This window comes from Glycomyces lechevalierae (assembly GCF_027622945.1).
GTDB lineage: Bacteria > Actinomycetota > Actinomycetes > Mycobacteriales > Micromonosporaceae > Glycomyces > Glycomyces rutgersensis.
On record NZ_JAPZVQ010000003.1, the window covers coordinates 459342 to 485452 of the forward strand.

The window sequence follows — 26111 nt, forward strand, 5'->3', positions numbered from 1 at the left end:
GGTCCGACACGGAGCAATCGAATTTCACCGGCCGACCGGCTAGCGGTCGGCCGGCGGTGTCCGACGACTACTGAAGCAGCATGTCGCGCAAGGTGTCCGAGCCCTTGAAACCAATCGCATCGGCGTACCGCTCCATGGAACCGAAGCGGGCGTTGATCTCCGCGATGGTCTGGCGCATCGCCTCGGCCGGGGTGCCCAGGCCGCCCTCGACCTCGGGCTTGCCGTAGTGCTCGTCGCGCCACGCGCGCCAGCGCGCCGAACCGAAGCTGGTGAGCGCGTAGTCGGCCGCGATGTCCTCCTCGTCGACCCCGAGGATCGAGAGCAGGACGGCCGCGATGATCCCGGTGCGGTCCTTCCCGGCCATGCAGTGGAAGACCACCGGCTCGCCGCTCGCGATCACCTCGAGCGTGTCGCGCACCGAGTGGTACCCGGACTCCATCATCCCGGTGTACCGGTGCCGCAGGAACTTGACGAGCTCGGCCTCGTCGGTGATGCCGCTCGTGCGGACGCCGATGCTCTCCCACTTGATGTGCAGCATCTCGAAGTGGTGGAACTCGACGCCGTCGACGTCGGGGAACTTCGCGGACTCGTCCCACTCCTCGGCCCGGCGCAGGTCGATGACGTGCTTGATCCCGAGGTGGTTCACGACGTGGTCGATGTCGGCCTCGGTCGCGTTGCCGAAGTTGTCGGAGCGGTAGACCTGGCCGGTCTTGACCTTCTTGCCGTCGAGGGCGTTCCAGCCGCCCACGTCACGGAGGTTGAACACGTTCACGGTCGGGATGAACTGCGGGGGAAGCGTCTCCAGCGGGTCGTTCTCGAAGACCATCGGCGTCTGCCTTCCTTTCGTCGGGGTGCGCGGCGGGGAACGGCTGCGGGCAAAGCGAACGGCGTGAACCGGATCGGTCCACGCCGTTGTAGCCCTGTCCCATTATCCCGATCCGTCCGCGAACGCGCTCACGCGTTTCCGCAAACCCCGGGACAACGGCGGGTATCGCCTACTTGGTGCCCTCGGCCAAAGCTAGGAACTGCTTCTTGCTGGCCAGGTCCGCTTCCGCCTTCTTGATGCGGCCCGCGTTCCCGTCGGCCTTGGCGCGCTCGAGCTTCTCCTCGGCCTCGGCGACCTGCTGGCGCATCTGGAGCAGCAGCGGGTTCTTCTCGACCGGGACCTTGCGCCAGGCGGTGTCCAGCGCGTCGCGGAGCTTGTCCTCGACGTTGCGCAGGCGCCGCTGCAGCTTGGCCTGGTTCTTGCGCGGGACCGCACCGATGTCGTGCCAGCCGGCCTGCAGCTCGCGGAACGCGTTCTGCGCGGCCTTCGGGTCGGCCTCGATGTCCAGCGCCTCAGCCTGCTTCAGCAGCTCTTCCTTCGCGGCCTGGTTGGCGTCGAGCTCCGCGTCGCGGGCCGAGAAGACCTCGGAGCGGGCGTTGAAGAACACGTCCTGCGCGGCCCGGAACCGCTTCCAGGCCTTCTGCTCGGCGTCGGGAGCCAGTCGCCCGGCGTCCTTCCACTCGGCCATGAGGCCCTTGAGCGCGTCGGCGGTCGGTCCCCAGTCGGTCGAGGTCGACAGCGCCTCGGCGCGGGCGATCAGCTCTTCCTTCTTCGACGCGATGACCTTGCGCTCGGCGTCGAGCTGCGAGAAGTACGCGCCGCGGTGGCGCGTGAACGTGTCGCGCGCGGACGAGAACCGGCGCCACAGCTTCTGGTCGGTCTTCCGGTCGACCCCGTGGATCGCCTTCCACTCCTCGATCATCTCCGAGAAGCGGGCGCCCGAGGCCTTCCAGTGGCTGTCCTTCGCCGCGAGCTCCTCCGCCTCGGCCACCAGGGCCTCCTTGGCGGCGACCGCTTCGGCGCGCTCGGCGTCCTTCGCGGCCTTGAACTCGCCGAGCTTGTCGTCGGCGTGCTTCGAGAGGCCGTCGAGACGCGCGGCGAGGCCGTCGACGTCCCCGACCACGGCCGCGGTGTCGAGCCCTTCGCGGAGCTTGCGCAGCTGCGAGGCGGCCTGCTCGACGTCGGCGGACTCCGAGTTCAGCCGGGCGGCGATGAGATCGACTTCGACCACGAGGTCGGCGTACTTGCGCGCGAAGTGCGCGAGGCCCTCCTCGGTGGAGCCGGCCTGCCACGAGCCGACCGCGCGCTCGCCGGAGGAGGTTTTCACATAGACCGTGCCGTCGGCGTCAACGCGGCCGAAGCTGGTCCAGTCTCCGAGGTCACTCATCGCGGTAATCTCAAATCCTTCACACGAACTTAGGGACGTACTTCCCGTACCTTACGGTGGTTGACGGGTAGCCGCCACCCGGGCGGTGCCGACACGAAACCAAAGGGGAAGTTCAGTTGGGCTCTGCATCGCGCGCTGGCGGCCTCCCCACCCTACAGCCGCCGGTGATCGCCGTCGTAGGGCCCACCGCAGCCGGGAAGACCGCGCTGTCGGTCGCGCTCGCCGAAACGCTCGGCGGCGAGGTCGTGAACGCCGACTCGATGCAGCTCTACCGGGGCATGGACATCGGCACCGCGAAGATCACCGAGGCCGAGAAGCGCGGTATCCCGCACCATGTCTTCGACGTCCTGGAGGTCACCGAACCCGCCGATGTGGCCAGTTACCAGCGCCTCGCCCGCGAGGCGATCGCCGACATCCGCGCCCGCGGCATGCGCCCGGTCCTCGTGGGCGGCTCGGGCCTGTACGTGCAGGCCGCGCTCGACGAGATGGACTTCCCCGGCACCGACCCCGAGATCCGCGCCCGGCTCGAAGCCGACCTCGAACGCGAGGGCTCGGCCGCGCTCTGGGAGCGCCTGAAGACCCTCGACGCGGCCGCCGCGAAGGCGATCCTGCCCTCGAACGGCCGCCGCGTCGTGCGCGCCCTCGAAGTCGTGGAGCTCACCGGCTCCTTCACCGCGAGCCTGCCCGAACCGAAGGCCCACCTCGACGCGGTCCGCATCGGCGTCGACCTCGACACCCCGGCCCTCGACGAGCGGATCGCGCAACGCGTCCAGCACATGTGGGACGCCGGACTCCTCGACGAGGTCCGCGACCTCGAAGCGAAGGGCCTGCGCGAGGGCCGCACCGCGTCCCGCGCCCTCGGCTACCAGCAGGTGCTCGCCCATTTCGCGGGGGAGTACGACGAGGCCGAGGCCTTCCGCCTCACCGCGCAGGGCACGCGCCGGTTCGTGCGCCGCCAGCGCTCCTGGTTCAAAAGGGACGGCCGCATCGAGTGGTTCGATGCGGCCGATCCGGAGCTGTTCCCGCTCGTCCTCGCGAAGATCGAGGCGCGAACGATGAGCGCTTAAGCGCGCGGGTTCGGCGCCGTGGTCTCCTTCGGGTCGGTCACGGAGACCGGCTCGAGGAGCTTGTTGATCTTCTCCATGACCTCGTCGTCGAGCTCGACGCCGACGGCCTTGACGTTCTCGGCGACCTGCTCGGGGCGGGTCGCGCCGATGATCGCGGCGGAGACGTTCGAGTTCTGCAGCACCCACGCGAGGCTGAGCTGGGCGATGGTGAGGCCGAGCTCCTCGGCGATCGGGCCGAGCTGCTGGACGCGCTCGAGCACGTCGTCGTTCATCCAGCCCTCGACGAACCGCCCGAACTTCGGGTCGGCGCCGCGCGAGCCCGCCGGAGCGGCCTGGCCCGGCTTGTACTTGCCGGAGAGGATGCCGCCGGCCAGCGGGGACCAGACGATCTGGCCGATGCCCAGCTCCTCGGAGGCCGGGACGACCTCGGCCTCGATGACCCGCCACAGGGCGGAGTACTGCGGCTGGCTCGACACGAGCTGGATCTTCAGCTCCTTGGCGAGCTCGGCGCCGGCGCGGATCTGGTCGGCGGTCCACTCGGAGACGCCGATGTAGTGGGCCTTGCCGGCGTGCACGACGTCTGCGAACGCCTGCATGGTCTCCTCGAGCGGCGTCTCGACGTCCCAGCGGTGGGCCTGGTACAGCTCGACGCGGTCGGTCTGCAGACGCTGGAGCGAGTTGTCGATGGACTCCTTGATGTGCTTGGCGGAGAGGCCCCGGTCGTTCTTGCCCGGGCCCATCGGCCAGTACACCTTGGTGAAGATCTCCAGCCCATCGCGGCGCTGGTCCTTGAGCGCGCGGCCCAGGACCTCTTCAGCGGCGCCCTGCGCGTAGACGTCGGCGGTGTCGAAGGTGGTGATGCCGGCATCGAGGGCGGCGTTCACGCACGCGACGGCGGCGTCCTCTTCCACCTGCCCGCCGTGGGTGATCCAGTTGCCGTAGACCAGTTCGGAAATGACGAGGCCTGAGCGGCCGAGATGACGAAACTCCATGCTCAAGAGATTACCTGCCGTGCGGCTAGCTTGACGTCCTCCGTGTCGTGAACGACATGGACTCCCGGCTCGCCTACCGTGGCTCCCTGCGGGCCCCGGTGGGTCTACGGGTGGGTTCTCGCATCCTTCCCGGCCATGCGGCAGGGTTTTGTGGGCATTGCCGCACCTGACAGACGCCAGGCCCGGTCTCCCGGAGAGGTTAGCCTCCAGTTCCATCCCTCAACGAGCGTTTATCGGCACTCTCCGGTTTCACGCCACGATCAGCGCTACTTCGTCCCTCGGCGAGCTTCTTGCTCATGGTCTCTTGCCGTTCGGCCAGGATCCGACGACCCTCTCTGCGGATATTGATCTCCGCGTTCCGGTCCCGTTCGTGCGTGACCCCGCACGGACACGACCACGACCGGATCCGCAACCCCCGCTGCCCTTTCGGGCCGGTGACCGCCCCGCAACTCGAACACAGCTGCGTGGACGGAAACCACCGATCGATGCTCACGTAGTCGCGACCGTACCGGTCGCACTTGGACTCCAGCAGCCGCAGGAATGACCCCCACGATGCGTCTTGCACCGATTTCGCGGCGCGCCCACGAGAGAGTCCCAGTACAGCGAGGTCTTCGACGACGACCGCTTGGTTATCGCGGACGACGCGAGTACTCAGCTGCTCCAGGAAATCGTCCCGCTGATTCGCAATCCGCTCATGCCATCGCGCGACCTTGACCCGCTGCGCCTCCCGGCGCCTTGAACCCTTCTTCGCCCGCGCGAACTTGCGCTGCAACCGGGCCAGCTTCACCTCGCCCTTGCCATAGAACCTCGGGTTCGGTACCGCGTTCCCATCGCGCAGGACCGCGAAGTCCTTCAACCCCAAGTCGATCCCTGTGTCCCTCGGGGTCGGCGGGAGGGTGTCGTCGTCCTCGGTGGTGTAGCAGAAGGACACGAAGAACTTTCCCGACGCCTTGCGGATGATCGTCACCGAGCTCGGTTCCGCCGGGAGCCGGATCGACCTTCCAGCGGGGTCCTTCAATGACCAGCGCACTCGGAGATCGCCGATCTTCGCCAGATACAAGCGGCCGTTCCGCCGCAGCTTGAAGCCGTTGCGCGCGAACCTGGCCGACTGTCGGCCATGCTTTGATTTGAATCGCGGCGCACCGACCCTGCGGCCTTTGCGTTTGCCCGAGAGAGAAGCGAAGAAGTTGTTGCGGGCGGTCCGCAGGTCATTGAGGGACTGCTGCAAGGCCGCGTTCGACACCTCGCACAGGAACGCCCGCTCCGGGGTCCGCTTCGCCAGCGTCGTCACCTGCTTGACCACGTCACCGAACCTCGAAGCAGGCACCCCGGACCGGTAAGCGTCCAAGAACACACCGAGCGCGTCATTCCACACCAGGCGAGCGCACCCGAATGTCTTCGCCAACATCGCACGCTGAGGCGCGGACGGGTATACCCGAAACTCCGCCCGTCTCGTCATGCTCATGCCCATCACGCTAACCCAAGGGTCCGACATGCCTCACGTGGTAACAGCGACCGGCGCGGTCGGCGAGTTGCGGGCCATTAGAGCGGCCCGTCGTCGATCGAGACGGCCGCGTCCAACGTCCGGAGGGCCTCGGCCCGGTCGACCCGGAGCGGCACGATCTCGTTGCCGTCCAAGCCGAGTGCGCCCCACGAGTACCCGTCGGAGGCGAGGAATCCGGACGGGTGCACCTCGACGCGCTGGTACCGCGGGGGCACCACGACGCGCCCGGATCTGTGGACCACGAGCACGCGCCCGCGCTGGGCGGCGACGGCGACGCCGTTCACGAAACCGGTGACGGTGCGCCCGTCGGCGGTCGGGGTCTCCATGGAGCTGTAGAGCATCGGCACGACGACGGTCCCGGTGCGGTCGATCGCGCCCCAGTCGGCCTGGCACACGGCCGCGACGCCGCCGCGGAAGTCCCCGGCCTGGCTGAACGCGGCCTGCACGACGGGCCGCCCGTCCACGCCGAGGTACCCGAAGCGGCCGGTCTGCGGGTCCTGGAACCGGTCGGGCGCGGGGTGCCCGGCGCGTTCGGGCCAGCCGCGCGGCGGCGGCCCGAACCCGGCCTTCGCGGCGTGCTCCTCGATGAGTGAGAGCGCGGTCTCGACGATCTGCATGACGAACCCGTGCGGGTTCTGCTCGGAGGCGCGCTGCACGTGGATGAGGGATTCGGTGATGCGGCCCTGCGCGATGCACGAGAGCCCGGCGTAGGCCCGCACGGCGCCGGTGAGCGTTCGCGGCAGCTCGCCGGCCTCGGCGAGCGCGAAGAGCTGGTCGGCCTCTTCGTAGCGGCCGCGCACGCGCAGGACCTGCGCGAGGCGGGCGCGGGCGGGGGCCAGGAGCAGGTCGGCGCCGACGGCTTCGGCGTATTTGACGGCGGCGACGGCGTCCACTTCGGCGCCGTCGAAGTCGCCGAGGACGCGGAGGATCACGGCCCGCACGCCGAGCAGCCGGGACTGGTCGGCCTCGGCTGCGGCGCGGGCGAGCCGCATGGTGGCCTCTTCGCGGATCTGCTGGAGGGCGACGGTGTCGGCGATGGCGTGCCGCATGGTCGCGCGATCGAGGGGGCCGAGGGCGCGGAACAGCCCCGCCCGCAAGTCCACCGCGACATCCACCACGTTGACTACTTTCCGGGGTCAGAGAGGGCTACGACATTTCGAGGGTAAGCCATGGGGGACCCGGGGACGACAGCAGAACGATCCCGGGCGGAACCGGTGCGAAGCGGACAAGTCCTTCGACGACGCCTGCGTGTCGTCGATGTGTGGAGCCGGTCCGCCCGGGCCTACTTGACGACCTTGCCGAGGTCGTCTTCCTTGGCCTTGTAGCTCATGCGGGGGCGCGGGTTGCGCATCGAGCGGGGCATGATGCTCCGCTGGATCGCGTACCAGTACAGGCCGCCCATGCGCTGGTCGGTCTTCGGGAAGCGCTTGAGCACGATGCGCTTCACGCGGCGCGTGAGCAGGACCGATTCGAGGACGATCACGGCCGTCAGCGCGATGAGCGCGATGAACAGGTAGCTCTGGAGCTGCACGGAGCCGGAGGTGGAGAGGATCAGGATGGCGAACGCGCCGAACATGTAGTACTGGCCGATGGACCAGCGGGCGTCCACGATGTCGCGGACCAGGAGCTTCTCGGCGCCCCGGTCGCGCGGGAGGTGGTACTTGTCGAAGAGCGGGTCGCCCTTCCACTGGCCCTCGGCGATGCGGGCGCGCTCGTTGCGGAGGTCTTCGCGCGCCTGCTTCTTCTGCTCTTTGGTGAGCGGGCCGGCCTTCTTCTGGGCCGCCCGCTTCTCCTTCGCGGTCATCGGGGGGTTGACGGGAGGGCGCGCCTTGGACTGGTTGGGCCGCTTGGGAGTGGCCTTCCCCTTCTTGTCGGTGGCGGAAGCCGTCTGGGTCTCCTCGGGAGCAGGTGTCTCCGCCTGCACGGACTTCTTCGCCACGGACGTAAGGCCTTCCTCGACTCGCTGCGGGATGCTGCCCTCCAAGCATACCTACGCGTCTTCGGGCAGCTCCGGCTCAGCCGCGGAGGGTGTCAGACGCCCGCCTTCGCGGCGGGCCGCTCGATCTTCGCGCCGAGCCCGAGGAGCTTCGACTCGAAGTTCTCGTAGCCGCGGGTGATGTAGCGGTCGACGCCGTAGACGCGCGAGGTGCCCTCGGCGGCCATGGCGGCGATGAGGTGGCTGAAGCCGGCGCGCAGGTCGGGGATCTGGAGGTCCGCGGCGTGCAGCTTCGAGGGCCCGGCGATGACGGCCGAGTGCAGGAAGTTGCGGCGGCCCCAGCGGCACGGCGTGCCGCCCAGGCAGTCGGAGTACAGCTCGATGTTGGCGCCCATGCGGCGCAGCTCGGAGGTGTAGCCGAAGCGGTTCTCGTACACGGTCTCGTGCATGATCGACAGGCCGTCGGCCTGGGTGAGCGCCACGACGATCGGCTGCTGCCAGTCGGTCATGAGCCCGGGGTGCACGTCGGTCTCGAGCGCGACCGGCTTGAGCGGGGTGCCCGGGTGCCAGAAGCGGATGCCGCCCTCGATCGGGTCGTCGTTCACCTCGTACGCGCCGCCGATGGAGCGGAACACGTTGAGGAAGGTCATCATGTCGGCCTGCTGGGCGCCGCGCACGTACACGCTGCCCTGGGTGGCGAGCGCCGCCGAGGCCCACGAGGCGGCCTCGATGCGGTCGGGCAGGGCCCGGTGCGAGTAGCCCTTGAGCTCGTCCACGCCCACGATCTCGATCACGCGGTTGGTGTGGACCTTGATGATCGCCCCCATCTTCTGCAGGATGCAGATGAGGTCGATGATCTCGGGCTCGATCGCGGCGTTGCGCAGCTCGGTGGTGCCCTTGGCCATCACGGCGGTGAGCAGGACCTGCTCGGTGGCGCCGACGGACGGGAACTCAAGCTCGTAGCGGATGCCGTGGAGGCCGTTGGGGGCCGACAGGTGCGTGCCGTCGGCGCTCTTCTCGACGACGGCGCCGAACTTGCGGAGCGCGTCGAGGTGGAAGTCGATGGGGCGGCCGCCGATGTTGCACCCGCCGAGGTCGGGGATGAAGGCGCGGCCGAGGCGGTGCAGGAGGGGCCCGCACAGGAGGATCGGGATGCGGCTGGTCCCGGCGTGGACGTTGATCTCCTCGACGCCGGCGGACTCGACCGAGGTGGGGTCCATGTAGAGCGTGTCGCCGTCGAGTTCGACGTCGACGCCGTGGACGCGGAGGAGGCCCGTCACGACCTCGACGTCGCGGATCGCGGGCACCGAGCGCAGGACCGAGGGGGAGGTCCCGAGGAGGGCGGCGACCATGGCCTTGGAGACGAGGTTCTTCGCACCGCGGACCTGGACCTCCCCTTCGAGGGGGGTGCCGCCGTGGATGATCAACATGTCTTCAGAAGGGGTGGCGTCGGTGCTGCTCAAGAGGTCTCCTCGGTGGGTGGAGTTCTGGGACTGAGGCCGGGAACGTGATGGAGCGAATCGTAGAGCGCCGTACACCTTGTATTCGCTCGGCGGACCAACGATAACGGAACGGCCACGGGAAAAACGCCCAGGTAGCGACATAACCCACGGTGATCATGCGCACCTGAAACCGCGCAACGACCGAACCGGGCAAAGCGTGTGGAACGCCCGCGCGGGCCGCTTCGCGTCCCTGAGAGGGACACGCCGCGGCCCGCGTCGGGGGTTGCAGTGACCTACGGCAGCGTGAGCATCCGGTCGAGCGCTTCGCGCGCGTACCCGGCGGTCTCGGCGTCCACGGTGATGGTGTTCGGCACGCGCCCGGCCACCAGCTCCTCCAGCGCCCACACGAGGTGGGGGAGGTCGATCCGGTTCATGGTCGAGCAGTAGCAGACCGTCTTGTCCAGGAAGGAGATCTTCTTGTCCGGGAATTGGTTCGCCAAGCGCCGCACCAGGTTCAGCTCGGTGCCGATGGCCCAGCTCGAGCCGGGCTCGGCCGCTTCGAGCTGCTTGATGATGTACTCGGTCGAGCCCACGTAGTCCGCGGCCTCGACGACCTCGTGCTTGCACTCGGGGTGCACGAGGATGTTGACCTCGGGGTCGAGGCGGCGCATCTCCTCGACGCACTCGAGGGTGAAGCGCCCGTGGACCGAGCAGTGGCCCTTCCACAGGATGATCTTGGCGTTCCGCAGCTCCTCGTCCGTCAAGCCGCCGTTGGGCTTGTGCGGGTTGTAGAGCACGCAGTCGTCGAGCGAGTAGCCCATCTCGCGCACCATCGTGTTGCGCCCGAGGTGCTGGTCGGGCAGGAACAGGACCTTCTCGCCCTGCTCGTAGGCCCACCGGAGCGCCCGCTCGGCGTTCGAGGACGTGCACACGAGCCCGCCCTCGCGGCCCACGAAGCCCTTGATCGCGGCCGTGGAGTTCATGTACGTCACCGGCACGGTGACGTCCGCGATGCCGACGCGCTTGAGGTCCTCCCAGCACTGCTCGACCTGCGAGGCCGTGGCCATGTCCGCCATGGAACACCCGGCGGCCAGGTCCGGCAGGATCACCTGCTGGTGGTCGCCGGTGAGGATGTCCGCGCTCTCGGCCATGAAGTGCACGCCGCAGAACAGGATGTACTCGGCGTCGGGCCGCGCGGCGGCCTGCTGGGCGAGCTTGAACGAGTCGCCGGTGACGTCGGCGAACTGGATCACCTCGTCGCGCTGGTAGTGGTGGCCGAGGATGAAGACGTTGCCGCCCAGGGTCTCTTTGGCGGCGCGGGCGCGTTCGACCAGGTCGGGGTCGGAGGGCGCGGGCAGTTCACCGGGGCAGTCGACGCCGCGCTCGGAGCCGGAGTCGGTGCCGCGTCCGAGGAGCAGGAGCGCGGTCTGAGTGGAAGCAGGTTCGTTGAAGCCCGTCATGGCGGCAATGTTAGACCTTTTCGAGCACTGCTCGGACTCCCTGAATCCGCCATGCGGACACGCGGTCCACAGGCTGGGCCGTCCACCCGATCGGAAAGCGGTTACACCCAGCTTCCGGGCATCCACTACGCTCGTGGTGTGCGCATCCTCATAGCTCCCGACAAGTTCGCCGGCACCATGAGCGCCGCCGAAGCCGCCGACGCCGTCGCCGCGGGCTGGCACCGCGCCAGGCCCGACGACACCGCGGTCACGCTGCCGCTCGCCGACGGCGGCCCCGGCTTCGTCGACGTCCTCGCCCACGCCCTCCCCGGCGCGGCCCGCCGCACCGTCGCGACCTGCGACCCCCTCGGCCGCCCCGTCGAAGCCGACTACCTGCGCGACGGCGAGACCGCCTACATCGAGTCCGCCGCCGCCTGCGGCCTCCACCTCCTCGCCCCGGGCGAACGCGACCCGCGCCGCACCACCAGCTACGGCCTCGGCCTCATCGTCGCGGACGCCGTCGAGACCGGCGCCCGCCGCATCGTCGTCGGCCTCGGCGGCTCCGCCACCAACGACGCAGGCGCCGGGATGCTCACCGCCCTCGGCCTCACCCTCCTCGACTCCACCGGCGCGGCCCTGCCGTACGGCGGCGGCGTCCTCTCCGCCGCCACGGACATCGAAGGCCACGCCCGCACCCGCGGCGTCGAGTTCATCGCCGCCACCGACGTCGACTCCCCGCTCCTCGGCCCGCACGGCGCGACCTACATGTTCGGCCCGCAGAAGGGCGCCCACGGCAGTGCGCTGCCCTTCCTCGAGATGTCCCTCTCCGCCTTCGCCGAACTCGCCGAACGGAAACTCGGCCCCGTCGGCGCCTCCGAACTGCCCGGCGCCGGCGCCGCCGGCGGCCTCGGCTTCGCCTTCTTCCTCCTCGGCGGCCACCGCGAATCCGGCGCCCGCCTCACCTGCGACGCCGTCGGACTCGACGCCAAGATCGCCGAAGCCGACCTCGTCATCACCGGTGAAGGCTCCTTCGACGCGCAGAGCCTGCGCGGCAAGCTCGCCGCCGAGGTCGCCTCCGGCGCGAGCGCCCACGGCACGCCCTGCCTCGTCCTGGCCGGCCGCTCCGACCTCGAGTCCCACCCCGACCTCGCCGGCGTCCACTCCGTCACCGAACTCCTCGGCAGCCCCGAGGCCGCCATGCGCGAACCCGTCCAAGGCCTCACGTCACTGGCCGAGAAGGTGGCGACGGCATGGCAGGAGTAGGTACGGTCGAGGACTGCACATCCAAACACGTCACACTCACGGGTGTGTGACCTCCGGAATAACGACAGTGCCAGCACCGTTGGGTACTGTTGACCTGTCGAAGAGACCCGATCGACTTGGATCTCGCACACACACGAGGGAGTTGCCAGTGAGCACCGCTCAGCAGGCCGAAGACGTCAAGGACAACGCCGCCAAGGTCGGCGTCGTGCTCACCGAAGCGGCCGCTACCAAGGTCAAAGCCCTGATCGAGCAGGAGGGCGAGGAAGGCCTGCGACTGCGCGTCGAGGTCAGCCCCGGCGGCTGCTCGGGCCTGCGCTACGGCCTCTACTTCGACACCGACGTACGCGACGGCGACACCGTCCAGGACTACGAGGGCTTCGGCGTCGTGGTCGACAAGATGAGCGTCCCCTACCTCATCGGCGCGAGCATCGACTTCGCCGACCGCATCGACGCCCAGGGCTTCACCATCGACAACCCGAACGCCCAGGGCTCCTGCGCCTGCGGCGACTCCTTCCACTAAGAGGGATCAATCGGGATTCTTTGCCTCTGAGAGGCGCAGCAGCCCGGTCGATCTCCGGATCGACCGGGCTGAGCCATGCGTTAGGCTGTCTGCTCCCACCACGGGCCCACCGCCCGATCACCGAGCGCTTCGCGCGCTTCCATTCACGTCCCCGACTGAACGAGGACATTCGCAGTGGCACTTGTAGTGCAAGGCATGAAGACCGCCGTCACCGGCTCGACCGCGGAGACCGTCGGCCACGGCATGAGCCGGCTCGGCCAGGCCCCGGTCGTCGTCGACGGCGAGGAACTCGACCTCATCGAGGTCATGGAGCGCGGCGGCACGCTCCGCCTCGTCCACATCGGACCCGGCGACGCCAAGGCCATGCACGCCTACGCCGACCAGTGCCGCGACCTCGGCCTCGAGTTCAGCGCCGACCCGGGCGATCTCGAAGGCGACGAGGCCGTCGAGTTCCTGACCGGCGCGAAATTCCTTGTGACCAGCGAGGAGCGCTATCAGTTCCTCCAGGCCACCACGGGCCTGAGCGACGACGAGATCCTCGAGCGCGTCCGCGTCCGCGTGACCACTCTGGACCAGGACGGCGTCGAGATCGCCGGCCACGACATGGAACGCATCCGCGTGCCCTTCCCGCGCACCCGCGAGATCATCGACCCCGCCGGCGCGGGCGACGCCTTCGCCGCCGGCCTCCTGGCCGGACTCGGCTGGGGGATGGGCCTGCGCCGCTCCGCCGAGGTCGGCTCGCAGATGACCGCGCTGGCCCTCGAATCCGTGGGGCCGCAAGGATATGCGGTCAATCCGGTCGAGTTCGTGCACCGGCTCGAGCAGTCCTACGGCCCGGCCGCCGCGGCCGAGGCCTCCGCGTATCTGTTGCCCGAGTAGCGGAACCGCCGAATCCCAAGCGTCTCAAAGGCACCGGTCGTTAACCTGCGTCTCATCAATTGGGATTACAAAGGCAATACGGACGAAATGATTGCAGCGCAAGGTCTCTGACAACCGTCTGCGCGGTAACGATTTCACAACGCACCCTATCTTTTGCGGGTGCAGTGCGCCATGGTGTGAGTTATCCCACGACCCACTCACGCTCTGGAGACCCTCGTGAAACGAATGCGAATGACGGTGGCCGCGCTCGCCGCCGCCAGTATGACGGTGGCGACCGCCGCCTGCGCCGGTGACGAAAGCGATGTCGGCGGCGAAGGCGGCGGCGACGCCATCGTCAACATGCAGATCGGCGACGTGCGCAGTCTCGTGCCGGGCGGTTCGGGCGAGTCCGAGGGCTTCCGGATCATCAAGAACGTCTACGACGGCCTGGTCTACTACAACCGCGAGACCGGCGAACCGGAGAACCTCGCGGCCGAGGAGATCTCCTCGGCGGACAACCAGACCTGGACCATCAAGATCAAAGAGGGGCTGACGTTCCAGAACGGCGAGCCGGTGAACGCCGACGCGTTCATCCGCTCCTGGGACCGCAGCGCCTACGCCCCGAACGTGCTGCCGCTCAACTACTTCTTCGCGACCATCGAGGGCTACGACGCGATGAACCCCGAGCCGAAGCCCGAGGACACCTGGGCCGACCCGGAGGTCCCCGAGTACGACCCGGTCGAGACCACCCACCTCTCGGGCCTCACCGCCGTCGACGACCTCACCATCGAGGTCAAGCTCTCCGCGCCGTTCCTCGGCTTCCCGACGATGCTCGGCTACGAGGCCTTCTACCCGATCGCCCAGGCCTGCCTGGACGACCTCGACGCCTGCGAGAAGAAGCCGATCGGTAACGGCCCCTTCATGTTCGAAGAGGAGTACGACATCGAGTCCGGCGGCAGCGTGGTCCGCTGGGAGGACTACAAGGGCAGCATGCCGGCGCAGATCGACGGCGTCAACTGGAAGGTCTACCTGGCCGGCGACGACTGCTGGGCCGACTTCCTCACCGGCGACATCGACGTCTGCCGCCCGACGGCGGCCGACTACGAGAGCGCGATGAACGACGAGGACCTCACCACCCGCCTCATCCAGCAGGAGGACCCGAGCATCCTGATGCTCTCGTTCCCGCTGTACGACCCGAAGTACCAGGACGTCAACCTGCGCCGCGCCATCTCGATGGCGATCGACCGCGAGGGCGTGCTCAACGTGGTCGGCCCCGAGCGCTTCTACCCGCTCGACACCTTCGTCCCCGGGTCGATCCTCGGCGGCGGCCAGGGCACCTGCGGCGAGTACTGCACGTACGACCCTGAGGGTGCGAAGGACCTGCTGGCGCAGGCCGGCGGCTGGCCTGAGGGCGAGAAGCTGCGGATCTGGGTGAACGACGCCAACGACAACGTCGACATCTTCCGCGCCATCGGCGACTCGATCGCGCAGTCGCTCGGCATCGAGTACGAGCTCGTCCCCATGGAGTGGACGGACTACCTGCCCGCCCGCGAGAACCACCAGCTCGACGGCCCGTTCCGCAACGGCTGGAGCCCCGACTACAACCTGAACGAGAACTACCTCGAGCCGATCTACGGCGGCGGCGCCGCCACGAACGACATGGGTTACGAGAACGCCGAATACGACGCCAAGATCGCCGCGGCCGGCGCCGCGTCGACCCTCGACGAGGCCGTCGCGCTCTACCAGGAGGCCGAGGCGATCCTCGCCGCGGACATGCCGAGCGCCCCGGTCTTCGGTGAGAAGTTCAACTACTTCTACACCGACCGCCTCGAGAACGTCTACGTCCACCCGATCTACTCGGGCCCGGGCGGCGACTGCGAGCTGCGCGAAGTCACGGTCAAGTAAACAGCGACAAGCGAATGCGGGCGGGCCGGAGACGGCCCGCCCGCGTCCTCAGAACGGATAACCCATGGGACGCTATGTCATCCGCCGTCTCCTCCAAGCGCTGCTCACCCTCGGGATCGTGCTCTTCCTGCTGCACTACCTGATGGCGCTCTCGGTCCAGATCCGCGGCAACCCCGCGACGCTGTTCTTCGGCGGCGAACGCACCCCCGACGCGGCGATGCTCGCGCAGGTCGAACGCCTCTACGGCCTCGACAACAAGTGCTACGAACGGGTCGGCGACCCCTGCCTCACGCCGTTCGTCGACCGGCTCCAGCAGTACGTCACCGGCGACCTCGGCACCACCCTCAACGGCAACCGGGACGTCGCCCAGCTCCTCGGGATCTACATCCCGAACACGCTGCGGCTCTTCATCTTCGCGACCATCACGCTCGTCGCGGTCTCGATGGTGCTCGGCACCTGGGCCGCCCGCCACCGCGGCAGCTTCATCGACCACACCGTGCGGGGCACGACCATCCTGGCCGACTCCGTGCCGGTGTTCCTCATCCTGCTGTCCTACGTGTACATCGTCGCGGTCCCGCTCACCCGCTGGGCCCGGGGCATCTGGGGCACCGAGTCCTTCATGGGCCAGGTGTTCAGACCCAACTACAACCCCGACTACCCGTGGACGACGATCATCATCCCCGGCATCATCGTCGGGACCGTCGGCCTCGCCACGATGACCCGGCTCATCCGCGCCGCCCAGCTCGAGAACCTCGGCTCGGACTTCGTGCGCACCGCCAAGGCCAAGGGCCTCAAGCCGCTCCGCATCACGGTCGTGCACGTGATCCGCAACTCGATGATCCCGATCATCACCGGCGTCGGCTTCCTCTTCGCCTTCATGCTCTCCGGGGCCGTCCTCACCGAAGGCGTCATGGGCATCCCAGGAATGGGCCGCATGATCTTCGAGGCCGTCCAGCGCCAGGAGGCCAACCTGGTGATCGTCGGCCTCTCCGTCTCGGCCGTCGTGGTGGTCTTCGTGAGCGTGATCGTCGACCTCCTCTACGCCGCGTTCGACCCGAGGATTCGCTATGAGTGAGCTGACCGCCCCCACCCCGACCGCCGAACGCCAGGCGACCCTGTGGTCGGATGCCTTCCACGCCATGCGGAAGCGCCCGGACGTCATCATCGCCACGGTGGTGCTCCTGTTCGTGTTCGCCATGGCGGCCTTCCCGGGCCTGTTCACGGACAAGAACCCGACCACCTGCATCGGCCGCGACGCCAAGCAGCGGCCCGACACCTGGTTCACCGGCGAACATCCACTGGGGACCGACGCGTTCGGCTGCGACTTCGCCGCCACCCTCGTCCACGGCACCCGGCCCACGATCACCCTGGCGCTCAGCGTGATCATCGCCTCGGCGCTCATCGGACTCGTGCTGGGCATCTACGCCGGGTACTACGGCGGCTGGATCGACGGGATCATCTCCCGCGGGCTCGACGTCTTCATCGTCATCCCGATGCTCATGGGCGCCATGCTCATCCTCAGCCTCTTCCGCGGCCGCGTCTCGTCGGACAACCTCTTCGAGACCATCGCCGCTCCCGCCCTGGCGCTGACGTTGTTCGGGTGGATGGAGTTCTGCCGATACACCAGAGCGGCCACATTGGAGTCCAAGAACCTGGACTACGTCGTCGCGGCCCGATGCCTCGGCGCGAGCGACCGGCGCATCATGTTCAAGCACATCCTGCCGAACGCGATCGTGCCCGTCACGGCCATCGTGCCCACCACCATCGGCGGCATCATCGTCACCGAGGCGGCCCTCGCCGTCCTCGGCATCGGCGTGCAGCCGCCCGCCACGAGCTGGGGCGTGCTCCTCTCCAAGGGCACCGAATGGGCCGGAGGCGGCTACGTCTACCTCTTCGCCTGGCCCCTCGCCCTGCTCATCCTGACCGTGTTCGCGTTCGCGACCTTCGGCGACGCCCTGCGCGACGCCCTCGACCCGAAGCTGAGGTGAGACCGATGGCAGAGACCGTCATGCGCGTCATCGGCGACACCCTGAGCGGCGCCGACCTGAACGCCCCCCTGCTCGAAGTGGACGACCTGCGCGTCGAGTTCCAAGTGCGCGGCAAGCGGATCCCCGCCGTGCGCGGCGCGAGCTTCACCCTCGAGCAGGGCCGCACGCTCGCCGTCGTCGGCGAGTCCGGCTCGGGCAAGTCCGTGACCTCCCAGGCGATCATGGGCATCCTCGACACGCCGCCTGCGCACATCACCGGCGGCCGCGTCATGCTCCACGGCGTCGACCTCCTGAAGCAGGACGAGGACACGCGGAGGACGGTGCGCGGCAACCACATCGCCATCGTCTTCCAGGACGCGCTGTCCGCGCTCAACCCGCTGTGGTCGGTCGGCTTCCAGATCGGCGAGCTCTACCGCGTCCACCGCGGCCTGAGCCGCGCCGACGCCAAGAAGCGCGCGATCGAGATGCTCGACCTCGTGGGCATCCCGGACGCGAAGAACCGCGTCGGCCACTACCCGCACCAGTTCTCCGGCGGCATGCGCCAGCGCGTCATGATCGCGATGGCGCTCGCGCTCGACCCGGAGATCCTGATCGCGGACGAGCCGACCACGGCCCTCGACGTCACGGTCCAGGCCCAGATCATGAGGCTGCTCAAGCGGATCCAGGCCGAGCGGCACATGGGCCTGATCCTCATCACCCACGACCTCGGCGTGGTCGCGGACGTCGCGGACGACGTGGCGGTCATGTACGCGGGCGAGGTGGTCGAGCGCGCCGGCATCCGCGACGCGTTCAAGCGCCCGGCCCACCCGTACACGAAGTCCCTGCTGCGCGCGATCCCGCGCGTCGACACGGTCGGGCAGCAGCTCGAGGTCATCCGCGGCCTCCCGCCGAACCCCGCGAGCCTGCCGTCCGGCTGCCCGTTCCATCCGCGCTGCTTCGCGGCCGAGGACAAGTGCGCCACGGAGGTCCCGCCGTGGCTCGAACCGTCCGAGACGCACGGCAGCCGCTGCCACTTCGCCGAGGAGGTCTACGCCGATGAACGCTGAACTCGGCCAAGCGAATCCCACCACCGAGCCGGTCCTCGAAGCGACGGACCTGGTGAAGCACTTCCCGATCCAGCGGGGCATCGTCGTCAAGCGCACCGTCGGCAAGGTGCAGGCGGTCGACGGCGTCGACCTGAAGCTCCACCCGGGCAAGACCCTCGGGGTCGTGGGGGAGTCGGGCTGCGGCAAGTCCACCCTCGCCAAGCTCCTGGTCGGCCTGGAGGCCCCGACCTCCGGTTCGATCAAACTGCAGGGCAAGGAGATCGGCAACCTCTCGGCCCGCAAGATCAGGCCGTTCCGCAAGGACATCCAGCTCGTCTTCCAGGACCCGTACACTTCGCTGAACCCGCGCCTCACCGTCGGCGACATCGTGGGAGAGCCCTTCGAGATCCACCCTGAGGTGGTTCCGAAGGGGAAGCGCGCCAACGAGGTCAAGGACCTGCTCGACATGGTCGGCCTCAGCCCCGACCACGTCAACCGCTACCCGCACCAGTTCTCCGGCGGCCAGCGCCAGCGCATCGGCATCGCCCGCGCCCTCGCGCTGCGTCCGCAGGTGCTCGTGTGCGACGAACCGGTGAGCGCCCTGGACGTCTCGATTCAGGGCCAGGTGATCAACCTTCTGGAGCGCCTGCAGGACGAGCTCGGTCTGGCGTACGTGTTCATCGCGCACGACCTCTCGGTGGTGCGCCACATCGCCGACGAGGTCGCGGTGATGTACCTCGGCAAGGTCGTCGAGCGCGGCACCGCCCGCGAGATCTACGACCACCCGCGCCACCCGTACACGCAGGCCCTGCTCTCGGCGGTCCCCGTTCCGGACCCGGATCTGCGGGGGCAGCGCGACGAGATCATCCTGCAGGGCGACGTCCCGTCCCCGATCAACCCGCCTTCGGGCTGCCGCTTCCGCACCCGCTGCTGGAAGGCGACGGACCGCTGCGCCGAGGAGGTGCCGTCACTGGACGCGGGGGACGAGGGCACGCGCCCTCCCGTCACCCACCACCACCCGAACCGGAGTGAACACAGTACTCATAAGGCGGCCTGCTTCTACGCCGAGGCGCGGGACGTCACGCACGCGGTGAAGTAGCTTTCCCGACACGGCCACCGGGCGCGGCCCTCACCCGCCCCGGTGGCCGTTCCGCTTGCTGAACCTTACTCGTACTCGTATACTCGAAATCGAGTATTACGAGCGAGGAGTGAGCCATGGCCGGGAAACGGAAGGTCGCGAACCTGACCGCGCTCGCGGTCCTGTCGGTCCTCGGGCAGCGTCCGATGCACCCCTACGAGATGGCGAACGCCATGCGCGGCTGGGGCAAGGACCGCGACATGCGCGTGAAGTGGGGTTCGCTCTACTCGGTCGTCGCCTCGATGGAGAAGCACGGCCTCATCGAGGCGGCCGGGACCAGCCGCGAGGGCAACCGGCCCGAGCGCACCGTCTACCGCATCACCGACGACGGCTGGGCCGAGATGACCGACTGGGCCCGCGAACTCCTGGCCGCCCCCGACGGCGACCAGGCGCGCTTCCGTGCCGGGCTCTCCGTCATGTCGGTCCTCCCGCCCGACGAGGTCGCCGGACTCCTGCGCACTCGCGTTGCGGCCCTTGAAGAACGCCGGGAGGCGTTGAACGAGGCCCTGACCGAGCACGGCCGCGGCGTGCCCCGCCTCTTCCTCGCGGAAGGCGAGCACGAACTCGCGACGCTCGACGCCGACCTCGCCTGGACCCGCGCGCTCCTCGCCGAGCTCGACTCCGGCGTGCACCCGTCCCTGGAGGCGTGGCGCGAGTTCCACGCCACCGGCGCGATGAGCAAGGACCTGGCCGAACGTCGGCTCGACGGCCCCGAGCCGTGATGAGACGCGGTTCCGGAGGCGTTGCAGCGCCACCGGAACCGCGGTAAACCCCGAACCGTTTCCACGAAGCGCGTACCCGGCCCAGGGCGGCACCCAGAAGGATAGCCGGATTGCTCGCTTCCACCGACGGTTCATGACTGAACGAGGAAGCACCATGTCAACGAGAACCACGACCGCGGCCGTCATCGGCGGCGGCATCGCCGGACCCGTCACCGCGGCCGCGCTGCGCCTGGCCGGCATCGACGCCCACGTCTATGAGGCCTACCCGGCCCGCGCCGACGGCGTCGGCGGCACCCTCGCCCTCGCCCCCAACGGGCAAGCGGCCCTTGAGATCATCGGCGCGAAGGACGCGCTCGCCGCCATCGGCGAACCGATCCACCGCATGGACATGCTCGTCGCCAGCCGCAAGCGCTTCGTCATACCCGCCGTTCCCGATCAGGGCCCGCTCCTGTCCCTCCACCGAGCCGACCTCTTCCGGGTCCTCTCCGACCGGGCCGAGGAACTCGGTGTCGCCTTCGAGTACGGCAAGCGCCTCGTCGACGTCCGCGAAGGTCCCGACTCGGTCACGGCCGTGTTCGCGGACGGCACCGAAGCCACCGCCGACGTCCTGATCGGCGCGGACGGCGTGCACTCCGCGGTGCGCGCCCTCATCGATCCGGCCAACCCGGGCCCGAAGTACACCGGAATGCTCAGTTTCGAATCGATCTCGCCCTTCGAGCCGGACCTCGACCCCGGCGTCATGACCTTCGCCTTCGGCAAGCGCGGCTACTACCTGTACTGGCGCCTCCCCGAAGGCGGCACCCGTTGGGGCGTCAACATGCCCTCACCGAAGCCCTTGAGCTTCAAGGAGATCCGCCAGAGATCCAATGAGGACTGGATGGTCCGCCTCCTCGACGTCTACGGCGACGACGCCCCCGGCGGTGAACTCCTGCGCCGCACGCCCCCGAACACCTTGCAGGCCAGCGGCTCGCTCCACCTCATGCCGCCGGTGCCCACCTGGCACCGCGGCCGCATGGCCCTCGTCGGCGACGCGGTCCACGCCCCGTCGAACAGCTCCGGCCAAGGCGCTTCGCTCGCCATCGAAAGCGCCATCGAACTCGCCCGCTGCCTCCGCGACATCCCCGACCCCTCGGCCGCGTTCGTCACCTACGAATCGCTGCGCCGCAAGCGCGTCGAGTCGATCGCCGCGGCCGCCGCGAAGACCAACAGCGTGAAGGCACCCGGGCGGCTCGCGCAGACGATCATGCCGATCATCATGCCGCTCTTCATCAAGACCGCGATGAACCCGGAGAAGACCATCGCCCCGATCCAGCGCCACCGCATCCCCTGGGAGGCCAGCGCGGCCTGATCCGCTACGACTCGCCCAGGACCAACGTGATCGGGTCCTCTCCCCAGGGACGAGCGGGAGCCCGACCGCCCCAACTCTCGGCGACCGCCACCAATGCGGCCCTGTGTCGCTTCAATCCGCCCGTCTGGCACAGCCAATAGGCGGCGTGGGCCTGCGTCTTCGGATCTGTCGCTCGTAGTGCTTGCAGAAGAGGGCCGTCCGCGTCCGCACCGAGGCTTTCGGCCAGGACGCGGATGGCCGTCTCCTTCGCGAGTCCGAACCCCGAAACCGGCTCGAGGATCAGTTCACCAAGGGCGGCAACGAGTCTCGCGTCCTTCCCAGCCTTGTCGAACACGCCGGAGGCTGTCCAGGCCGCCTCGTGCCGCGCGGCATCCGAGTCCGTCTGCGCGAGAACCGCCACCAGGAGGTCCGCATCGCCGGGCTCGGCGTGCTGCACTCCGATCAGGTTCAGGGCGCTCACCGCAGCAGGAGACGTCGGCCGCCGAAGTACTTCCCGGGCCCGGGCGAGCACCTCGGGCAGCCGGTCCTCGGCAGGCTTCAGATCCTCGAGGACGTGCCCGAGCCCTTCCCAGGACTGGTAATGATCGAACGCGATGCCCACGGCAACAGGGTCTTCGCTGTGCAGCAGCGTCGTGAACGCACGCATGCACTCGTCATCGTCGAGCGGAAACCGCAGCTCCTCATGGGCCCTCTTCAGCGCCGGATCGTCCAGCACAGCATCCTTCCAGTAGGTGCTGTGGAAGCCCTCCAGGGCCTCACGAACGATCTGCGCCTCCCCGCGCGCGTCCGCCGGCCAGGAGGCCACCAGCCGCTCGAGAAGCGCCCGGTGACGCCGCACCTGCCGCGGCGAACCGAGGCAGACCGCCGCGCACACCTGGAGCTCCAATTCGGGCGACTCACTGAGCCGAAGGATCAACTCCTCGACCTCGGGGACTTCGAGATCCGCCAGGGCCCGCATAGCGTTCCGCCGCTCCCGCACCTCGAGACCTTCATCGAGCGCCATCGCCGCGATCAGCTCGAAGAGCCGCCGATCCGGCTCCTCGCCCTGCGCGAAAACAGTCCCGGCCGCAAGAAGCGCCATCTCCCACACCTCCTCGTCAACCGCGCCTTCCAAGACATCAGCGACCAAGCCCGCGTCTTCGGCCTCACCAAGATGCCAAAGCATCGTCAGAGCGATCGAACGCTCCCGCCCCGATCGATCCGGCCCGAGAAGCCTCCGTGCAGCCCGGCGCACGTCATCCGCCAGCGGCTCATAGGGATTCTCGACTCCCCATCGCGTGTTCGCCTGAGCGGTCTGATAATCGTCCAGACACTCACGGACCACGGCGATGTCATCGCTCGCCAGCCGAGTCCGAAACTCGCTGAGAGCCTGCTCCTGGGTGCTCATCGGCCTCCTTCACGTCGAGCCTCAACACCTAGCCGACGACCCTACGACTGAGCATCAAATCGTTACCATGTAGTTGCGCGGCAACACATGCGGTCGATCAACACCAGGACCACCCTGCCGCCTGTTCCTCGGAGAGGATGCACATGGAAGACTCGCCCCTGCCGCGCATCAGCCCGGCAATCCAGCAAGCGGTCACCCAACGCGGCCTGTTCCTCATCGCCAAGGCCGAACCCAGTCCCTTCGGCAAGAGCGACTACCTATTCGTCTGCACGAGCCCGGACCGCAACGACTGCGGCTACACGAGAATCGGCCAGGCCATCAAAGAAGGCGGCCTCGTCGTCTACGCGATGAACGGCCAACACAGTCGCTTCCACGCCGACATCCACCAGATCCGGGGTCACTACCGGACCTGGGACGACGCCATCGCGACCATCCTCCAAGAATTCGACCGCTGGGGCTGGTGGCCGGAACGCTAACGCCCCGCCTGAAAACCTCCTATTCTCCCGACGCATCTCCTGATCGGTTGCATGGGCCTGGCTGGTGGGCGGGTCCGTGCTCGTCTGGTCTCCCGTGCAGGCCTCAGCGACCTCGCTCAGGCCTTGCAGGCCTCGCGGTCACACCAGACGTCTTCGTGTGCCTCGTTCCAAGCACTGCCTCCGTTCGAGGTGATCCCGACCGGCGATCTCCCACCCAGCACGCCCCCTTCTCTGAAGAGGCCGTGGTCCGCTGCGGATCCCGATAGCACCAAGGGGACTGAAACCACTGTTTCGTCAAGGCAGTGGTTTCGGAAAAGCGTCTGGTTTGGGTTTCGGCCAGAGGCTTGGCGTAGTCTGCTTGCACCTACTCGCCACCTGTACGTTTTCCGTATCCCTGTGCGTACATCAATCATCCCTCGCACAGCCGTACCCGTCATCACCCACAGGGGTACAAGACCCTCACGTTCCGCCCCAACCCCCCTGCACCCCAAGGGAACAGCCGACACCCGGCCCCCGCGGTCGGGAGTGTCGCCCACCCCAAAACAAACCCGCACCCCGCCATCCGACCCGCCCGATCCACAGCCTCTTCGTCGCTGCCCGCCTGAACCCCAACCCACCACTCAGCGGGAAGCGGCCGCCCTCGGCCGGATCGGCGAGGCGGCCGAGAAATCCGAAGCCGTCCTGAGGGTGGACCGCTGAATTCGGGACCCGCGCCTCGTCTGAACAAGTGACGATGCAGAACGCGAATAGAAAGAGGAATCTGATGCGGAAGTTGATTCTCGGTTTCTACGTCTCACTCGATGGCAAGAGCGCCGACATGGACAACGGCATGAAAGAGGTCCTGATGGGCATCGACGATCCCGAGCAGGAGCGGTACTTCGTCGACCAGCTGTGGGATGCCGGGGCCTTCCTCATGGGCCGCAACACCTACGAGGCCATGGCCGGATTCTGGCCCGGCTCCGACCACCCGTCCGCCAAGGCCATGAACGAGATCCCGAAGGTCGTGTTCTCCCGGACCCTGCAATCGGCTGACGACTGGCCCGAGACCCGGATCGCCGGCGGCGACACGGCAGATGAGATCCGGAAGCTCAAGGCCGAGCCCGGCAAGGATCTCGTCGCCGCCGGCGGCACTGCCTTCATGCACTCCTTGATCAAACTCGGCGTCGTCGACGAATACCGCCTCTGGGTGCTGCCTGCGGCCGCCGGCAAGGGCGCGCCGCTGTTCCCCGAGCTCGATGGGCCCTTGCGGCTGCGGCTGGTAAAGAGCACCGCCTTCCCCTCCGGCGTGCTCGAACTGATCTACGTCCCGGCCGAACAGTGAGCGGCGGCCGACGGCCCGAAACGCCGCTACGCGTCGGCCACCGCTAGTTTTCCTTGGTGACGCCCGAACCCGACTTTCAGCATGAGGTGCCCGCCGACCTCGAAGCGCTCGCCGACGCGTATCGGCTCGGCGAGCTCCGTGAAGTGCGCTTCCTCCCGAACGGCCGCATGAACCGGAACTGGTTCGTCGATGCGGAACGGGGCCGCTTCGCGCTCAAACGCCTCACCGACCGCGACCCGGCCGTCGTCCGCCGCAACCTCGGCCTGCTCGACCACCTTGCGGCCGAAGGCATCCCGGTCGCGCCTGCCGTCGCCACCATCGCGGGCGACCTCATCTGCGAGATCGAAGGCAGCGCCTACTACCTGTGCGAATGGATCGACGGCACCCATCCCGGCGCGGAGATGAACCTCTTCCAAGCCGGGAACATGGGCGCCGTGATCGCCCGGATCCACAACGCTCTCTCAATCCCAAGCCTCAGTTTGCCTGCGCCCCAACCGGTGCAGGTCACCGCCAGCGCCCACCTCCGCCCCGACCCCGCCGCCACCACCGGCCCGAGCGGCTGGACCCACGGCGACTGCCAGGACTTCAACCTGATCTGGACGGGCGACCGCGTCGGCGCGGTCATCGATTGGGACCGCATTCGCGTCGGCCCCTACGCGATGGAGCTCGTGCGCGCCGCGGTCTGGCAGTTCTGCGGTCCCGGCGCGCAGATCGACCTCGCGAACGTCGCCGCGTTCCTCACCGGCTACCGCGAGGTTCGACCGATCGACCCGACCGTGCTCGCGAACGCCGCGCGACACCGCTGGTGGAGAATGCTCACACATTGCTGGCAGCTCGGCTTCCACTACGACCGCAACGATCCGACCTGCGACGACCTCTTCTTCAACGACCATCGCCTCCTGACCTGGTGGTCGGCGAACCTGGACACGGTCGAGGCGGCGTTCGGAGCGTGAGGAGAATTGGGGTGTCGCGGGGTCGTCCGGACTGGTTACGGTCTGGCGATGACGGATGCCTCAAATCTCTCCCGTATCGACCGGATCGCTGTGTCGGGGACGGCTGCGGCCGCGTTCATCACCGACCCGGCGGGCCGCGTGCTGCTCGTCAAGCCGACTTCCCGCGACGAGTGGGGTTTCACCGGCGGCTGGGTGGACCGGGGCGAAACGCCGCACGAGGGGTGCGCGCGGGAGATCAAAGAGGAGATCGGGCTGGACCTGGCCATCGGTGACCTGCTCGTCCTCGACTGGATCACCGATCTCGGCTATCTCGGAGAGCCGTTGTCCTTCTACGTGTTCGACGCCGGCGTCGTGGCGGACCCAACCCTTGCGCGGCCGCGGCCAGGCGAGATCGAAGCGCTCGGATTCTTCGCGCCCGAAGAGGCACTGGCACGCTGCGGCGAGTTCAACCGAGCGCGTCTTGGCCTCGCGCTCAAGGCTCGCCGAACCGGAAAGACGGTCTATCAGCCGTTTTCCCAAGCCGGATAGGCAGAGCGGGGGCCGGCCCCCCGCCCGGCCCCCCGGCCCACCCCCCAAGCGCTCGCCCGGGGCGCCGAGACTGACCCCCCGGCGCG

General features: G+C 68.4%; 24 protein-coding genes. 15 read left to right on the forward strand and 9 right to left on the reverse strand.

The annotated features are described in order from the left end of the window. Window positions 1-67: 67 nt before the first annotated feature. Window positions 68-826, reverse strand: coding sequence for a tyrosine-protein phosphatase (locus O2L01_RS08455; RefSeq protein WP_270121468.1), 759 nt, complete (start codon window positions 824-826; stop codon window positions 68-70). 169 nt (window positions 827-995) lie between these two features. Next, entirely contained in the window at window positions 996-2213 is a 1218-nt protein-coding gene (locus O2L01_RS08460; protein ID WP_270121469.1) for a DUF349 domain-containing protein, read from the reverse strand. Window positions 2214-2329: 116 nt separating this feature from the next. Between O2L01_RS08460 and miaA the strand changes: the two genes are divergently transcribed. After that, the gene (gene miaA, locus O2L01_RS08465; protein ID WP_374727624.1) at window positions 2330-3280 is read left to right on the forward strand and encodes a tRNA (adenosine(37)-N6)-dimethylallyltransferase MiaA; all 951 of its coding nucleotides are present in this window, start codon (window positions 2330-2332) and stop codon (window positions 3278-3280) included. Here the strand turns inward: miaA and O2L01_RS08470 are convergent. The 6 genes from O2L01_RS08470 to nadA all read right to left on the reverse strand — a co-directional run bounded on the left by O2L01_RS08470 (window position 3277) and on the right by nadA (window position 10614). Further along, window positions 3277-4272, reverse strand: a complete 996-nt coding sequence (locus O2L01_RS08470; RefSeq protein WP_270121472.1) for an aldo/keto reductase family protein — start codon at window positions 4270-4272, stop codon at window positions 3277-3279. The two genes, miaA and O2L01_RS08470, sit on opposite strands and share 4 nt — an antisense overlap. 199 nt (window positions 4273-4471) lie before the next feature. Next, window positions 4472-5767, reverse strand: coding sequence for an RNA-guided endonuclease InsQ/TnpB family protein (locus O2L01_RS08475; RefSeq protein ID WP_333490288.1), 1296 nt, complete (start codon window positions 5765-5767; stop codon window positions 4472-4474). 47 nt (window positions 5768-5814) lie between these two features. Beyond that, window positions 5815-6894, reverse strand: a complete 1080-nt coding sequence (locus O2L01_RS08480) for a WG repeat-containing protein (protein ID WP_270121473.1) — start codon at window positions 6892-6894, stop codon at window positions 5815-5817. Between the two features lie 164 nt (window positions 6895-7058). Then, a complete protein-coding gene (locus O2L01_RS08485; protein WP_270121475.1) occupies window positions 7059-7715 on the reverse strand; it encodes a DUF3043 domain-containing protein in 657 nt (218 codons plus the stop codon). Between the two features lie 92 nt (window positions 7716-7807). After that, the gene (gene murA / locus O2L01_RS08490) at window positions 7808-9142 is read right to left on the reverse strand and encodes a UDP-N-acetylglucosamine 1-carboxyvinyltransferase (protein ID WP_344469137.1); all 1335 of its coding nucleotides are present in this window, start codon (window positions 9140-9142) and stop codon (window positions 7808-7810) included. 305 nt (window positions 9143-9447) lie between these two features. After that, window positions 9448-10614, reverse strand: a complete 1167-nt coding sequence (gene nadA / locus O2L01_RS08495; RefSeq protein WP_270121477.1) for a quinolinate synthase NadA — start codon at window positions 10612-10614, stop codon at window positions 9448-9450. Between the two features lie 138 nt (window positions 10615-10752). Between nadA and O2L01_RS08500 the strand changes: the two genes are divergently transcribed. From O2L01_RS08500 to O2L01_RS08545, 10 genes are all read left to right on the forward strand, one after another. Further along, window positions 10753-11856, forward strand: coding sequence for a glycerate kinase family protein (locus O2L01_RS08500; RefSeq protein ID WP_270121478.1), 1104 nt, complete (start codon window positions 10753-10755; stop codon window positions 11854-11856). A gap of 148 nt (window positions 11857-12004) precedes the next feature. Further along, window positions 12005-12376 carry an iron-sulfur cluster insertion protein ErpA gene (gene erpA / locus O2L01_RS08505; RefSeq protein ID WP_270121479.1) on the forward strand — a complete coding sequence of 124 codons (372 nt, stop codon included), beginning with the start codon at window positions 12005-12007 and terminating at the stop codon, window positions 12374-12376. 174 nt (window positions 12377-12550) lie between these two features. Next, window positions 12551-13255: a PfkB family carbohydrate kinase gene (locus O2L01_RS08510; RefSeq protein ID WP_270121480.1), complete on the forward strand. Its 705-nt coding sequence runs from the start codon at window positions 12551-12553 to the stop codon at window positions 13253-13255. Between the two features lie 225 nt (window positions 13256-13480). Continuing rightward, window positions 13481-15139: a peptide ABC transporter substrate-binding protein gene (locus tag O2L01_RS08515; RefSeq protein WP_270121547.1), complete on the forward strand. Its 1659-nt coding sequence runs from the start codon at window positions 13481-13483 to the stop codon at window positions 15137-15139. 64 nt (window positions 15140-15203) lie between these two features. Next, window positions 15204-16214 (forward strand): ABC transporter permease, encoded by a 1011-nt coding sequence (locus O2L01_RS08520; RefSeq protein WP_270121481.1) that lies wholly within the window; start codon window positions 15204-15206, stop codon window positions 16212-16214. Beyond that, entirely contained in the window at window positions 16207-17127 is a 921-nt protein-coding gene (locus O2L01_RS08525) for an ABC transporter permease (protein WP_270121482.1), read from the forward strand. The genes O2L01_RS08520 and O2L01_RS08525 overlap by 8 nt, the downstream gene beginning before the upstream one ends. Window positions 17128-17132: 5 nt before the next feature. Beyond that, a complete protein-coding gene (locus O2L01_RS08530; RefSeq protein WP_270121483.1) occupies window positions 17133-18173 on the forward strand; it encodes an ABC transporter ATP-binding protein in 1041 nt (346 codons plus the stop codon). Further along, complete coding sequence (locus tag O2L01_RS08535; RefSeq protein ID WP_270121484.1) at window positions 18163-19251, forward strand: ABC transporter ATP-binding protein; 1089 nt, start codon at window positions 18163-18165, stop codon at window positions 19249-19251. Before O2L01_RS08530 ends, O2L01_RS08535 begins: the two co-directional genes overlap by 11 nt. Before the next feature lie 116 nt (window positions 19252-19367). Then, window positions 19368-20012, forward strand: coding sequence for a PadR family transcriptional regulator (locus tag O2L01_RS08540; RefSeq protein WP_270121485.1), 645 nt, complete (start codon window positions 19368-19370; stop codon window positions 20010-20012). 154 nt (window positions 20013-20166) lie between these two features. Continuing rightward, complete coding sequence (locus tag O2L01_RS08545; protein ID WP_270121486.1) at window positions 20167-21360, forward strand: FAD-dependent oxidoreductase; 1194 nt, start codon at window positions 20167-20169, stop codon at window positions 21358-21360. Between the two features lie 4 nt (window positions 21361-21364). On the opposite strand, the gene O2L01_RS08550 is transcribed toward O2L01_RS08545, so the two are convergent. Next, entirely contained in the window at window positions 21365-22747 is a 1383-nt protein-coding gene (locus O2L01_RS08550) for a hypothetical protein (protein WP_270121487.1), read from the reverse strand. A gap of 143 nt (window positions 22748-22890) precedes the next feature. Between O2L01_RS08550 and O2L01_RS08555 the strand changes: the two genes are divergently transcribed. From O2L01_RS08555 to O2L01_RS08570, 4 genes are all read left to right on the forward strand, one after another. Further along, on the forward strand, window positions 22891-23223 hold the full coding sequence (locus tag O2L01_RS08555; RefSeq protein WP_270121488.1) for a hypothetical protein: 333 nt from the start codon (window positions 22891-22893) through the stop codon (window positions 23221-23223). Window positions 23224-23986: 763 nt separating this feature from the next. Continuing rightward, window positions 23987-24544 carry a dihydrofolate reductase family protein gene (locus O2L01_RS08560; RefSeq protein WP_270121489.1) on the forward strand — a complete coding sequence of 186 codons (558 nt, stop codon included), beginning with the start codon at window positions 23987-23989 and terminating at the stop codon, window positions 24542-24544. Window positions 24545-24600: 56 nt separating this feature from the next. Next, complete coding sequence (locus O2L01_RS08565) at window positions 24601-25497, forward strand: phosphotransferase (protein ID WP_270121490.1); 897 nt, start codon at window positions 24601-24603, stop codon at window positions 25495-25497. A gap of 48 nt (window positions 25498-25545) precedes the next feature. Then, on the forward strand, window positions 25546-26025 hold the full coding sequence (locus O2L01_RS08570; protein WP_270121491.1) for an NUDIX domain-containing protein: 480 nt from the start codon (window positions 25546-25548) through the stop codon (window positions 26023-26025). Window positions 26026-26111 lie beyond the last annotated feature (86 nt).